General features: G+C 69.5%; 13 protein-coding genes. 7 read left to right on the forward strand and 6 right to left on the reverse strand.

Annotated features, from left to right (window positions below):
• Nucleotides 1-143 precede the first annotated feature (143 nt).
• Genes ACZ4SA_RS11375 through ACZ4SA_RS11385 form a run of 3 tightly spaced genes read left to right on the forward strand, consistent with a single transcriptional unit; the run spans nt 144 to nt 4137 of the window.
• Complete coding sequence (locus ACZ4SA_RS11375; protein WP_468272782.1) at nt 144-2270, forward strand: helix-turn-helix transcriptional regulator; 2127 nt, start codon at nt 144-146, stop codon at nt 2268-2270.
• Nucleotides 2267-3259, forward strand: a complete 993-nt coding sequence (locus ACZ4SA_RS11380) for a hypothetical protein (protein WP_468272500.1) — start codon at nt 2267-2269, stop codon at nt 3257-3259. Before ACZ4SA_RS11375 ends, ACZ4SA_RS11380 begins: the two co-directional genes overlap by 4 nt.
• The gene (locus ACZ4SA_RS11385; RefSeq protein ID WP_468272503.1) at nt 3256-4137 is read left to right on the forward strand and encodes a DUF6339 family protein; all 882 of its coding nucleotides are present in this window, start codon (nt 3256-3258) and stop codon (nt 4135-4137) included. The genes ACZ4SA_RS11380 and ACZ4SA_RS11385 overlap by 4 nt, the downstream gene beginning before the upstream one ends.
• A gap of 13 nt (nt 4138-4150) precedes the next feature.
• Here the strand turns inward: ACZ4SA_RS11385 and ACZ4SA_RS11390 are convergent, their stop codons facing one another.
• The 4 genes from ACZ4SA_RS11390 to ACZ4SA_RS11405 form a co-directional block, all read right to left on the reverse strand.
• Nucleotides 4151-5374 carry a DNA cytosine methyltransferase gene (locus tag ACZ4SA_RS11390; protein WP_468272504.1) on the reverse strand — a complete coding sequence of 408 codons (1224 nt, stop codon included), beginning with the start codon at nt 5372-5374 and terminating at the stop codon, nt 4151-4153.
• A gap of 98 nt (nt 5375-5472) precedes the next feature.
• Nucleotides 5473-6447: a DNA cytosine methyltransferase gene (locus ACZ4SA_RS11395; protein ID WP_468272507.1), complete on the reverse strand. Its 975-nt coding sequence runs from the start codon at nt 6445-6447 to the stop codon at nt 5473-5475.
• 71 nt (nt 6448-6518) lie between these two features.
• Entirely contained in the window at nt 6519-6944 is a 426-nt protein-coding gene (locus ACZ4SA_RS11400; protein WP_468272509.1) for a very short patch repair endonuclease, read from the reverse strand.
• Nucleotides 6945-7065: 121 nt separating this feature from the next.
• On the reverse strand, nt 7066-8082 hold the full coding sequence (locus tag ACZ4SA_RS11405; RefSeq protein ID WP_468272512.1) for a YecA family protein: 1017 nt from the start codon (nt 8080-8082) through the stop codon (nt 7066-7068).
• Nucleotides 8083-8245: 163 nt separating this feature from the next.
• On the opposite strand from ACZ4SA_RS11405, the gene ACZ4SA_RS11410 reads away from it, so the two are divergent.
• Nucleotides 8246-9013: a class E sortase gene (locus ACZ4SA_RS11410; RefSeq protein WP_468272784.1), complete on the forward strand. Its 768-nt coding sequence runs from the start codon at nt 8246-8248 to the stop codon at nt 9011-9013.
• Between the two features lie 84 nt (nt 9014-9097).
• Here the strand turns inward: ACZ4SA_RS11410 and ACZ4SA_RS11415 are convergent, their stop codons facing one another.
• A complete protein-coding gene (locus tag ACZ4SA_RS11415; RefSeq protein WP_468272515.1) occupies nt 9098-10189 on the reverse strand; it encodes a sugar ABC transporter substrate-binding protein in 1092 nt (363 codons plus the stop codon).
• A 264-nt stretch (nt 10190-10453) separates the two neighbouring features.
• On the opposite strand from ACZ4SA_RS11415, the gene ACZ4SA_RS11420 reads away from it, so the two are divergent.
• Complete coding sequence (locus ACZ4SA_RS11420; protein WP_468272518.1) at nt 10454-10771, forward strand: DUF6412 domain-containing protein; 318 nt, start codon at nt 10454-10456, stop codon at nt 10769-10771.
• Between the two features lie 93 nt (nt 10772-10864).
• Nucleotides 10865-11617, forward strand: coding sequence for a YidC/Oxa1 family membrane protein insertase (locus tag ACZ4SA_RS11425; protein WP_468272520.1), 753 nt, complete (start codon nt 10865-10867; stop codon nt 11615-11617).
• 67 nt (nt 11618-11684) lie between these two features.
• Here ACZ4SA_RS11425 and ACZ4SA_RS11430 read toward each other — a convergent pair whose 3' ends face one another.
• Nucleotides 11685-12020, reverse strand: coding sequence for a YnfA family protein (locus ACZ4SA_RS11430; RefSeq protein ID WP_468272523.1), 336 nt, complete (start codon nt 12018-12020; stop codon nt 11685-11687).
• Nucleotides 12021-12228: 208 nt separating this feature from the next.
• Here ACZ4SA_RS11430 and ACZ4SA_RS11435 point away from each other — a divergent pair, with 208 nt between their 5' ends.
• Complete coding sequence (locus ACZ4SA_RS11435; protein ID WP_468272525.1) at nt 12229-13089, forward strand: fumarylacetoacetate hydrolase family protein; 861 nt, start codon at nt 12229-12231, stop codon at nt 13087-13089.
• Nucleotides 13090-13469 lie beyond the last annotated feature (380 nt).

Genomic DNA, 13469 nt, shown 5'->3' on the forward strand with positions numbered 1-13469 from the left:
GGGCAGATGTCGACTGGAGTCACGCTCTGACGGTCAGAAATGGGTGTCAAAGGTTGTTTGACAGGAGGTGCGCTGTCAAAGACGTGGGTATGGTGGGCCTTCTTGTCCGACGTGAGTGGCGCAGGATCCGAGAGCAGGTGACCGTGGAAGCAGGCGAGGACTTCGGTCCGTGGCTGGCCCGGCAGTTGAAGCTTGCCGACATGACCCAGACCGAGCTGGCGCAGACGGTCGACGTGACGCGTGCGGCGGTCTCGGCGTGGATCACCGGGCGAGCCGCCCCCAGACCCGAGACGATCGAGCGAATCGCTGCGGCCTTGAACACCGATCTGGCGACGGTGCACACCCGCACGACCGACACCCAGGCCGGCCTCCCCGTCGGCTGGTACCACCGTCCGGGACATGCCGACGGTGGGCGGGAGTTGGGCAACGCCGCCGCGTTCGCCTTCGACGCGGACGTGTCGGTGCTGGCCCGAGAGACGTGTCAGAACAGCCTCGACGAGCGGCTCGCCGTCAACGGCCAACCAGTGCGGGTGCGTTACACCCTGCACGAACTCACCGGTGAGACGCTCGCGCGGTTCCGGGAGGCAATCCAATGGGACGACCTCTTCCCCCACTACGAGGCGGCCGCCGCGCAGGAGCAGAAGGTCGGCCGGGTCATCGACGCCGGCCTGCGGGACATGTATGAACACGACCGTCTCGTGCTGTTGCGCGTGGACGACTACAACGCCGCGGGGCTCACGGGTGACGATTACGGCGACGGCCGCTTCGCCGCGGTGGTCAGACGTCAGCTCGACAGCCACAAGTCCGGTACCTCCGCGGGCGGTTCGTACGGCCTGGGCAAGGCGACGCTGTGGGCCACCAGCCGCTTGGGACTTGTGCTCATGAACTCAACGTTGTCCGAACCGCACGAGGGGCGGACCGAGCGTCGCCTCGTCGGGCGCCTCGACCTGCCGTGGCGTCAGGTCCACGGCAAGCCGTGGGCCGGGCCGGCGTGGCTGGGCCGGCCCGACCCCGACTCACCGGGTGCGGCCGTGGCGCGCTCCTGGTGGGCGGACGAGGAGGCCGTCGAGGCCCTCCACCTGAAGCGCGAGAGCGGTGAACCCGGCACCTCGTTCCTGATCGTGGGCGCCCACGACGTGGCGAGCCTCGCCGACGACAGCCCTGCGGCCGACGCCGACGAGGGCGAGGACGAGGACAGCATCCAACGGATGCATCACAGGCTCGTGCGGGCCCTGGGCAAGAACTTCTGGGCCGCGATGACCGGCGGTGGAGACCAACTTCCTCTGCTGGAGGCCTCGGTGCGTACTCTACGCAACGGCGAGGTGGTCCTTGCGGAGAAGCGCGTTGACCCGACGGACACCCAACCGTCCCGCACACGCGCTCTGAAGGCGTTCCTCGACGGTACGACCGTGGAACAGCTCACGGAAGCCGGCCAGGTGGCCGCGGTCACCGTGCCTCTCAACCTGCCTGCGCGGGGGAGTGGACGTGCGTCTCTGGGGGAGCACCGCGCAGTGCTCCTGGTGACGGATGCGGAGGACGCCGACGGCAGGCCGAATCGTGTCGCGGCGATGCGCGGCAACCGAATGACCGTGCGGGACGTCGCCGTTCCCGGTCTGCCGTTGTCCGTCAACCCCTTCCAGGCTGTGCTCCTGGCCGGCGACGCCGCGGGCCCACGGGCCCCGTTCGCCTCCGAGGCTGAGGAGTTCCTGCGTGCCGCCGAGCCGCCGGAGCACAACAAGTGGGGCCAGACAGAGGAGTTGACCCTCACCTATTCGCCCTCTGCATATCGGCGTATCGCCTCCCTCACCCGGGAGACCAACGCGGCGATCAAGGAACTGGTGGCCCGTCCCAAGAAGCGGGCCAAGGCCGGGGGCGGGCGCCTGGCAAACAAGCTGACCGTCGGTGCGGTCAAGAAGACACGCAGGCTCTCGGCGGCGACGCTGCCGGTGCTGGAGGAGTTGGACGCTCAGGTGATCGACGGCGGAGCCTGGCAGGTGATCGGCGAGATCAAAATCCCCGCCGGCGGCCACGCCTGGCGGCTCACCCCCGTGGCCAAGTTCGACGTGCGCTCCGGGCCGCGTCCCACGATCGAATGGGCTGAACTGGTCGGAGTGGACAACTGCCAAGTGGTCGACGGAACGCTGCGCTTCGACGAGGCACGCACCGCGACGTTCCGCGGAGTGACCGATCCCACGACCCACGCCGTCAGGACGAGCCTGAGCGGTCTCGTCGTCGAACTCCGCGTCGGTGAAGGGGAGTCGCTGTCATGAAGGTCTTCCCGTACCCGCGCCTGCGCGGAACGGTCTCCCTGCGGGTGGACGCGGCGAGAGTCAAGGCGGCCGAGCAGCCCCGCGAGCAGCTCGACTCCCGTGCGCGCTCCGTGGTCGAGCGTGCTGTTGCGCTCGGCCTCGCGGAGACGGAGGACTGGGAGGTCGCCACACTGACCGTGTCGGCGTCGATTCCGTCGAAGGCCACCGAGCCGGGCGGCCCTTGGTCCGACGTCGCGGTGGTCGCAGTGCTCACCGACCGGGCGACCAACACCCGCGTCACCTCCAAACTCGCCCCCGAGGCCGAGGGCGGTCGTGAGTGGCGCGGTGAACTGCAGGTTCTGCGCGCCGACCTGTTCGACCGCGCAACCTTGACGGTCCAGGTGATCGCGACGGTCGACGGCGTGCCCGGCCGGATCATCGCGGAGGCCTCCGACGACTGGGTCATCGACGTGAGGAGCGACACCCCGACAAGGGAGCAGAGCTTCGACATCCAGGAAGTCGGGTTCACCAAGGGGCCGCGCTGGCTGCAGAACTTCACCGATGCCCCGTGGATCGTCAACGCATCGGGGAGGCTGCCCACAGTGCACATCAACACCGACTTCGAGGGCATGACGGATGTCCTCGGTGCCCAGGGACGGGGTCCCGAGGGGCTGGTCAACGAGCTGCTGGTTTCCCAGATGGCCGCCGACGTGTGGATCGCCGTGTTCCACTCGGCGATCGGCGACCTGGAGATCGAGGACGACGGCACTCCGTTTTTCCCGCACGGGTGGCAGGGCGAGGTGCTCAGGGAGATGCTGCCCGACGTCGTGCCCGACCGGAGTCTGGAGGACGCCCTGCGTGAGGTGCACCGACGTCGTGTGGGTGTGACGGGATGGACCGAGCTGCAGCCGCGTATCCAATACGCGGCGATGCGAAGGGCCGAGGTGGCCAGGGCGCTCTCGGAGACAGTACGAGGTCTGGACAAGCTCAAGCGTGAGGACGAGGCATGACGGAGAGCCCAGAGCACCTGCCCGAGTACCTGTCTCGCCTCGCAGACGAGGAAGCGGCGAGGTTCATCACGGACGGGCTGCTGTCCGGGAAGGACAACGTCCCGGCGATCGCCCTCAATCAGGCCGCCGAGCCGCTGCCCGAGAGCCCTCGTCATCGACTTCGCGTCATACGGGACCTGATCGACGACGCGATGTACATCTATCGGGACGACAAGCCGACGAAGGTGGACGCCTGGCTCGCGCCCCGTCTGCACGCGGTGCTTCGCCTGACGCGCGTGGAGGCCGCCGACCCTGCGCTGTGGAACTACCTGGCCCTCGGAGCCGCTCCCGACTTCGTGGTCTGGCGACACCTTTCCGAGTCGAGCAGGACCGTCAGCGCCCGGTACTTCAAGGGCCCCCACTACAAGCAGGCATTCGCCCGACTCTGGTGGTCGGCCGAACTGTTCCGCAACGGGCCCGACTACGAACCGGTCGTCACCGCCTGCGGCAACCAGGACATGTTGAACACCGTGCTGAGACTGGACGTCGTCGACCACCGGCCCACGGCCCAGGCGCTGGTCCGGTTGCTGAAGCGGGAGGTCGTGCGGACGGGTCGTGAAACGAACGCCCTGGCCAAGGTCGTCAACACAGCGGCTGCGACCCTGATGTACGACGTGATCGCGCCGGACGTCGAGCGGGACGCCGGGGTCGTGCAGAGGTGGATCGACGAGGGTGAGATGGGCCTTGCCGTGCACCACCGCCCCCTCCCTGCCGGGCCTGCCGAGGAGCGCGCCCCCGAGGATGCGGTGGAGCGCCTGGCGGACTACTTCGCGGAGCTGTTCGCGGACGCGCCCGTTCGTGGGAGGGATGCGAGCGAGGAGGCCCCGGAGGAGGTCTGATCAGGGCTGCGACCTACAGAGCGGGTGGGCGCCAGGATTTCAGTGCCTCGATCGCCCGTTCCTTGCGGTTCTCGTCCAGCCCCAGGGCCGCGCACAGCACGTGCACGGCCAAGAGCGGCGGGATCGCGTTGCCGATCTGCTGCGCGACATCGGCGCCTCGCCACGGGTACTCGACCGGAAAGGTCTGCAGCAGTCCGGCCTCACGGAACGTGAAACGGTCCTGTTCCGGACCCAGTTCAGGCTCGCCGTCCGCGTTGTAGCCCTTGAGGTCGTGCACGGTGTTGCGGCGCACCTTGCCGGTGACCGTGGCCGCCGGCGCGTCGGAGGCGCGGAGTCCTCGGTTCTTGGGGTCACCACCCGACCCGTAATTGGAGCGGACGACGAAGTCCGTGGAACGCGAGTCCTTGAGCGTGTCACCCATGGAGACCCATGGCTTCACCGATCGGGAGGCGGGGGCGTCGAAGAGCGAGCTCTGCCGGAGGGTGGAGACCGGCGATGTGGGTTCCTGCACTGGGGAAAGGCGCTTGGCGCCCTTGCGATAGCGCTGATGTGTCTCCGGCGGGAACTCGACAGTTCGGCCTCTGCCGTCTCCCCGGTGACGGGCGATCAGCACCGCACGGCGACGTGTCTGCGGGACCCCGTACTCCTCGGTGTGCAGGATCTCGCACTCGGCGTCGTACTCGAGTTCGCGAAGGATCTCGCGGTACTTCTTCCACACGGGAAGGACAGTGGGGACCTGCTCCAGTACCACTACCTCGTAGGGCTCGGACTTGATCTTCTTCTCGACAATCCATCGCAGGGGTTGGAGCACGAGCCCGGTGCGCTCATCGGCCCATTCCAGTTCGACGGCTCTCCGCTCCACCTCCGCCCAGGCCTTCTCCAACTCCTCAACGGTCGCGCTTTCGCCCACGAGCTGAGCCAGGTCCGTCACCTCGTCGAGGGCCTTGTGCCCCTCCCGATTGCCCGCCACCGAGTAGGTCTGGCAGGGCGGGCCTCCGGTGAGGATGCGGGCGGAGCGGACCTCCGGATCGAGCGGATTCACTTTTGCCACGTCACCGATCGCGGTGGTCCGTAGACCAGCCGCGTTCCGGGTCGCGCGAGTCGACTGCTCCCACTCGACACCGATTGCGGGGACTCCGAGCATCTCAGCGGCGATGTCCAGGCCACCCGGCCCCGCAAAGAGGTCGACGATCTCGGGTGCATCCTGGCTCGCGTCCGGATGATGTGCTCGGGTCATGAGGTGGAAGTGTAGCCGGCGGCAGGTGGTGCGCACCGCGTGTACCATGCGGCTGCTCGAGAACCCGCGACTTCTGGCCCGACCTGGGATTTCAACGTTCAGGAACGAAGTGCTTGCGCGATGATCCGGCCGAGCGCCTCACCCACCGGCGGAGGGGAGGCGTGGCCGATCTGCCGGTACTTCGACGTCTTCCTCCCCGTGATGATCCAGTCCACGGGGAAGGCCTGAAGTATGGCCGCCTGGTCGACCGTGATCTTCTTGAGCGGGGAGCCGGACGTGTCCGACTCCTGGGTCCCGTCCCGCCCCGGCACCTCATCGCTCAACGCGCCGGCGTTGATGCCCATACGGGCCCAGGCCTTTTTCGTTCCGCTGGGCCCGAGGTCTGCGCCCCCGCGATTCTCGGAGCCGCCCACGAGAGTGGGTGCCACGCGGTTTGCCTGTCTCACCCACTCCTCGACCTCGGTCCAACCACGTGCCGACATCGAGTCGCGCAGGGCCTCACCCACGGTGAGCTGTCGGCCCGCGGTGGGTTCCGGTGGGAGGAACTTGTCGGAGAACGGCTGTTGCAGGGCTACGAGTACGCCTTGCTTTCGATCTTGTGGGATACCGAAATCGGCGGCGTTGACCACGAACCATTGGAGTCCGTAGCCGAGGTGCAGCAGCTCCTGCCGGATGAAGTCGCGCACCTCCTCGAAGGCAGCGCCGTCCACCAGCTCCGGCACGTTCTCGATCAGCAGAGCCCGCGGACGCACGGCGTGGGCGAGGTAGATGGTGGCTTCGAGGAGGCGGAGCTCCAGTCCCGTTTCCACTCGTTTTGTGGTGGCCGAGGACTTGACGCGAGGCAGACCGGCGGACAGGAGGTCCACGTCGTAGCTCACTTGGTGTTGCTCGAGCGGATCGAAATCCAGGAGGTCCATTTCGAGGACATTCCATGACGGCCTGTTGTGCCGAAGGGTCTCGCAGGCCTGTCTGTTCCTGTCGAGGAGAAGGACAGGATCAAACCCCGCCTGCTCCAGGCCCAGCGCGAGTCCTCCCGCTCCGGAGCAGACGTCGACCGAAGTCAGCCTCCCCACTGCATCTCCCTCATATAGGTTACGGAAGCGTCCCGGGCGGATCCGCGTACCTTCTCGGCGGGCCTGAGTGTTCAGCTACGTGACCTTGACTCGAGGACGGTGGCCCTGACCGCGTTCGCCACGTCGCCGGGCACCTCGTGCTCCCAAAACCGGAGAACCGTCCAGCCCGCCGCCCGCAAAACCTCGGTCGTTTCCCTGTCGCGGGCCATGTTCTTGTCGAGTTTGGCCCGCCACCACTCCGCATTGGCCTTGGGATGGGTCGCGTGTTGAGGGCAGCCGTGCCAGAAGCAGCCGTCGAGGAAGATCGCGACCTTGTACTTGGGGAAGACAATGTCGATCGTGCGGCGGGGCATGCCGGGTACCGGGACGTGCACGCGGTAACGCATGCCCGAGGTGTGCAGCAGTCGTCGAACTGCCAGCTCCTGAGTTGTGTCACGAGAGCCCTGGCGGCTCATGCGGGCGGAGACTGAAGCGGAGGACGGGACGGCATCGGGCACGTGTGTATTGTGCCGGCGGACCGGCGGCGGCGTGGACAGGTGCCCGATGCCCGGCGTGCGGCGAGTGGTTGCGCAGTCGGGCACCGAGGCCGCTCGGCAGCTCGAGACCGGTGGCGAGATCTCAGTCCTGCCCCCCGTGGCAGTCCCGGTACGCGCTCCCCGACCCGCACCAGCACGCCGCCCCCCGCGCCGGTGGCCACGCCGCCGCCCGTCCCCGGGCCGCCAGGGTCGTGGCGTACTGGGGGAGGAGGTCCGTGTTCGCGGGAGAGGACTGTTCGGAGGCGGCGAAGGCCTCGTAGGAGGGGACCGTCGCCGTCACGATGCCCAGGTTCTCCGTGCCCGTCGCTGCCAGGTCCCGCAGCGAGGCCTCGATGTCCGTCAGGTGGGCCGCGTGGGTCGGATACTCGTTTTCGAGTACCGGGTACGCCTCGAGCAGCTCGGTCAGCTCGGACTCCGGCCAGTGCAGCACCGCGACCGGGAAGGGGCGGGACAAAGCCGAGCGGTAGGAGCCCAGTTCGGAGTGGAGGCGGGCGATCTCGGCCCGCAGCTCGGCCGGGTTGTCGGAGCCCAGCACCCACAGGCGCTTCGGGTCGTGGAGCTCGTCGAGGGTGACGTCCGGGGTGTGGTCCGCGTGGACGCGGTCGGCCGTGGCGTCCCAATCGTCGTGGGGCAGGCCCAGCATGCGGCGGACGCGGTGGCGGCCCGAGAGCAGGGAACGCGTGGCGTACGGGACCGCCTCGTCCCCCTCGGCGAGGAGGATCGTCAGCGCCGTCGAGAAGCACTCGTGGGAGGCTTCGAGCTCGTCGTGGTTCTCCAGCGTCTCGGCGATGATCTCCCAGGGCGCGGCCTCCGTCGGGGCCGCCGCCTGGATGCCGTTGATCAGGGCGCGGGCCTCGGCCTCGTGGCCGTACTCCCAGAGGTTGGCCGCCTGGAACGCCTTGACGAGCAGCGGGTGCTCCGGGTTCTCGGACGCCAGGAGGCGGTCGTAGAGGCTGGAGGCGCGGCCGCGCTCGCCGGCCAGTTCCAGGTGGGCCGCCGCCTGGAGGAGCAGCGGTTCCTGGTCCTGCGGATACTGGTCGGCGGTACGCAGCAGGCGCTCGGCTTCGGCGATGTGGTCAGCAGGCGTGTCGGGGCGCATGCAGCACACCGTACTGCTGTACAGGGCAGGGCAGCAGAGGACCCGGTGGCCTTGACCGAGCGGGGACGGGGTCGTGTGCGTCGCGGTGCTGGTGAGTTGAAGGGCGCCGCCCTACCCTGCGCCCGTGCGATGGCGGCGGGAGCGGGAGCGGGAGCGGGCGCGGATGCGGGTACGGCGGCGCGGGCGCGCGCGGCTCGCACGCGGGCTGTGGGCGGGCGCGGAGGTTCTCGTCACCTGCGGGGTCGTCGTGCTGCTCCTCGTCGTGCACCAGCTGTGGTGGACCAACCGGCAGGCCCAGGAGGGAGCCCGGCGGCAGGTCCGGGCCCTGGAGCAGGAGTGGGGGCGCGCGCCCGCCGCGGCACCCGAACCGGCGCCGGAGAACGGGACGGTGGCGGAGGACGGTACGGAGGCGGGGACGGGGAGCGGTGGCGCGGGCGAGCCGGAACGGGAGCGGGCGCGCGAGCCGTCGCCGCCGCGCTGGGACCAGGCGTACGCCGTCCTGCGCATACCCCGGCTGGGGGTCGTCGCGCCCGTGGCCGAGGGGGTCGGGAAGAGGGGCGTCCTCGACAAGGGGTACGTCGGCCACTACCCGGGCACCGCGCAGCCCGGCCGGGCCGGGAACTTCGCCGTCGCCGGGCACCGCAACACCCACGGCGAGCCCTTCCGGTACATCAACCGGCTCCGGCCCGGCGACACGGTGGAGGTCGAGACGCGCGACGGCGTGTATGTGTACGCCGTCGACAAGGCGCTGGCCAGGACGACCCCCGGGGACACCGGGGTGATCAACACGGTTCCGCGCAGCGCGGTGCGGCCCGCCGCGGGGTACGGCGCGGCGGGCCACTATCTGACGATGACGACGTGCACGCCCGAGTACAGCTCGAAGTACCGGCTCGTGGTGTGGGGGAAGCTGACGTCGATGCGGCCTCGGTGATCGCCGCGACCGAGCGGTCCCGGTGGGCGCCGCGACCGCCGACGGGGGCGGGTACGCGGCCTGCGACGGGGGCGGGTACGCGGCCTACGTGAGGCCCAGCTCCTCGCAGTCGGCCTTGATGGCGGGGGCGCAGATCTCCTGCACCGTGTAGAGGCCGTCCTGGACGATCGTTTCCTTGATGTTGTCCTTCGTCACCGCGACGACGGGGATGAGCACGGTGGGGACGGACTTGGCGGTCGCGGTGTCGATGTCCGTGTGGGCTGCCGCGCCGAGGGTCATGTGCCTGGCCAGCAGGATGGCCATCTCGGCGGCTGATGCGGCCTCGGGGGCGTACTGCTTGTAGACCGTCATGTACTGATCACCGGCGACGATGCGCTGCACGGCGGCGAGTTCCGCGTCCTGGCCGGTGACCGGCGGGAGTTCGGAGAGGCCGGAGTCCTTGAGGGCGGCGATGATGCCGCCGGCCATGCCGTCGTTGGCGGAGTAGACGCCCGCGATGTTCTCCGCGCCGAGGGACGTGATCGCGCTCTGCATGTGGGCCTTGGCGTTCTGCGGCTTCCAGTCCTCGGTGTCGTATTCGGGGCCGATGTTGACCTTGCCGTCGAGCTCGGTGTGGGCGCCCTTCTTGAACATCGCCGCGTTCGGGTCCGTGACGGCGCCGTGCACCATCACGACCTCGCCGGTCTTCGCGTCGTCTCCGAGGGCCTTCAGCAGAGCGGTGCCCTGGACGTGGCCGACCTGTTCGTTGTCGAAGGAGACGTAGGCGTCGATGGGGCCCTCGGCGAGGCGGTCGAAGGCGACGACCGGGATGCCGGCCGCATCGGCCTTCTCGATCGCGCCGGCGATCGACTTGGCGTCCACGGCGTCGACGATCAGCACGTCGACCTTTTCCTCGATCATGTTCTCGAGCTGCTGCGTCTGCAGGCCGGCGTCCGACTTCGCGTTGGCATAGACGACGGTGCCCTTGCTGTTGGTGAGCCGTGCTATCCGCTCCTCGATGACCGGTTTGTCGAACTTCTCGTAACGGGCGGCCTGGTTCTCGGGCAGGAGCAGACCGACGACGATGTCGTCGCTCAGTCTCACGCCCGGTTCGTCGGAGCCGCCGCAGCCCGAGAGCGAAACGGCCAGCGCGGTGGCGGCGGCTGCACCAGCCGCACGACGCAGATGTGCGTTCATCAGTTGTATTCGACCCTCCCTGACAGGCCGCGCAATTTCGGCCGAGGTGGCCCAAAGGCAACTCTGTGACGAAAGAAGCGTCAAGACATGCACGATGAACGTGATGGCAACGTGATTCTGTGTAACCAAGCGTCGAAGTGCGTGTAGTCGTCACTGGTTCAGATACGGGAATGCGCGGTGCGTTCACGTGTTCGGGAACCGAGCGCGGCTGCCGGACGTATAGAGAGACGGAAGCGCGAACACATCACTGCGGGGGAGGGGCGCATGGCCGGTCGTGCAGCCCTGCTGTTCCGGCTCGCAGCCCTGCTGTTCCTCCTTCTCCTCGAGATCCTCCTCGTCGACGGCAGCAGCATCTCGGCCGCCCTCGCGCTCGCCGCGACCGCCACCGCTGCCGCCGGCTCCGCCCTTGTCGTCTGCGCCGTCATCAGTGCGCGCTGCGCGCCCGCCGTGCCGCGCACGCGAATACGGACCGCCCTGCGCGACCGGGAGAGGCGAACTGCCTTCCTGCCGCAGCGTGATCCCGACGCTCGTGGGCGCAGGCGCCCCCGAGCGCCCGGCCGTCTCGTCCTGACGGCCCTGTAGGCAGCACCGGATACGTCACATCGGTCCCCTCGCGGGTCGTCATGCCGTCATGTCTTCGTTCCCGGCACGACGAGACCCCCGGAGGGCTCACCCATGTCCGTTTTCGCCACCCTGGTCGAGCAGCTCGCCGGCCTCCTCCAGCCCCTGTTCGCCGCGTCCGCCACCGCCGCCGCGATCGTCGTCTTCACCGCGCTCGTACGGCTCGCGGTCCACCCCCTGTCCCGCGCCGCGGCCCGTGGGCAGAAGGCCCGCACCCGGCTCGCGCCGCAGCTCGCCGAGCTGCGCACCAAGCACGGGAAGAACCCGGAGCGGCTGCAGAAGGCGACGACGGAGCTGTACGCGAAGGAGAAGGTGTCGCCGCTGTCCGGCTGCCTGCCGAGCCTGCTCCAGCTTCCGGCGTTCTTCCTGATGTACCACCTGTTCTCCAGCGCGGAGATCGGCGACGAGCCGAACGGGCTGCTCGGCCACGCGCTCTTCGACGCACCCCTCGGAGACCGGTGGCACGACGCCCTCGCGAGCGGCGGGGTGTTCGGCGGCGCGGGCCTTGTGTACGTCGTCCTTTTCGCGATCGTCGCCGCCGTCGCGACGTTCAACTACCGGCGTACCAAGCAGCAGATGGCGGCGGCTCCTGTCCCTGTGGCCGGTGCCGGCGGGGAGCAGCTGCCCGGCATGGGGGCGATGGGCGCGATGACCAGGATCATGCCGTTGCTGTCGTTCGCCACACTCGCCACCGTCGCCGTCGTGCCGCTGGCCGCCGCGCTGTACGTCGTCACCTCCACGACCTGGACGGCGGTCGAGCGGGTCTTCCTCTACCGGGACATCCCGGCACCGGTGGCCCAGCTCTGACGCGGTCCCGGCGCAGGCGCAGTCCGGGCGCCGTTCCGCCGCTGGTGGTGCGCCGTCGCAGGGGCGGTCAGCGGGCGCGGGGCGCGTACATGATGACGGCCATCCCCGCGAGGCAGATCAGGGCGCCGATGATGTCGTAGCGGTCGGGCCGGTAGCCGTCGGCGATCATGCCCCAGGCGATGGACCCCGCGACGAAGACCCCGCCGTAGGCGGCCAGGATGCGACCGAAGTCGGCGTCACTCTGGAATGTCGCGACGACGCCGTACAGGCCGAGGGCGATGACGCCGCCGCCGATCCAGAGCCAGCCCCTGTGCTCGCGCAGGCCCTGCCAGACGAGCCAGGCGCCGCCGATCTCGAACAGGGCGGCGACGAGGAAGAGGACGACGGAGCGCGCGACGGACATGGCAGCGACCCTACGCGGGCCGCTGTCCGGCTCCCCGGCCGGTTGGCTGCTGGTTGGCCGCCGGCCTTGGCTACCGGGCCGTAAAGGTCCAGGTTGTGAACAGGGTCTTGTGGAGTGTTCGTATGTCTTGGAGGATCAGCCAATCCTCCGATCCGCCGATGGCCGCACCTGTCGGGCCGGGCTCGCACTCGACCAGGGGAGACAGACCATGAAGTTGCTGCGTGTCGGTACGGCAGGCGCCGAGCGCCCCGCGCTGCTCGACCAGGACGGGACGACCCTGCGTGACCTGTCCGGTCTCGTCACGGACATCGACGGAGACCTGCTCTCCGACGCCGCCGCCCTCCACCGGATCAGGGCGGCGGCCGAGGCCGGTGACCTGCCCGTCCTGGATGCCGCCGGGCTCCGCGTCGGCCCGCCGCTGGGCCGGATCGGCAAGGTCGTGTGCATCGGGCTGAACTACCACGACCACGCGGCGGAGACCGGTGCCGCGACCCCCGCGGAGCCGGTCGTCTTCTTCAAGGCCGCCGACACGGTGGTCGGGCCGAACGACACCGTGCTCGTACCGCGCGGCAGCCGCAAGACCGACTGGGAGGTCGAGCTCGCGGTGATCATCGGAGGTACGGCCCGCTACATCGAGGCGGACGAGGACCCGATGGCGTACGTCGCCGGGTACGCGGTCGCCCACGACGTCTCCGAGCGTGAGTTCCAGATCGAGCGCGGCGGCACCTGGGACAAGGGCAAGAACTGCGAGACCTTCAACCCGCTCGGTCCGTGGCTCGTCACCGCCGACGAGGTGCCGGACCCGCAGGCCCTGGGCCTGAAGCTCCGGGTCAACGGCGAGCTGAAGCAGAACGGCACCACCGCCGACCAGATCTTCCCGGTCGCCGAGGTCGTCCGCTACGTCAGCCGGTTCATGACGCTGTACCCGGGCGACGTCATCAACACCGGTACGCCGGCAGGTGTGGCGCTCGGGCAGCCCGAGCCCAAGCCGTACCTGCGCGCCGGTGACGTGGTCGAGCTCGAGATCGAGGGACTGGGCCGCCAGCGGCAGGAGCTCAAGGACGCGTAGCGCGCCGAAGGCGCGTAAGCCCAGGACGCGCTCAGGCCCCGGCCCCGACGTGCTCGGCCACGCCCGACGCACGGGTGCACGCCCCGACGCGGTGGGCCACGCCCCCGGCGCGCGGGTGACCACACCGGCCACGCGGGTGTCCGCTCGCGTCCGCTCCGGCGGATGACCACACCGGCGGCCGCATGGCCCGTCGGCCGAGTGCCGCCGGGCCGGCCCCGCCACGGCGCGCCCGAGCGCTGAGCGCACGGGCAGCGTCGGGCAGCGCCTGGGCGCACCGCCGCCCACGAGACGGGGGTGGGGGGGGGGGGGGGGGGGGGGGGGGGGAGAGAACAAAAAAAGGGAAGGAAGGGTGGGGGAGGGGACAGAACGCGCCCCCGCCC

Source organism: Streptomyces sp. NPDC027962, from assembly GCF_055566095.1.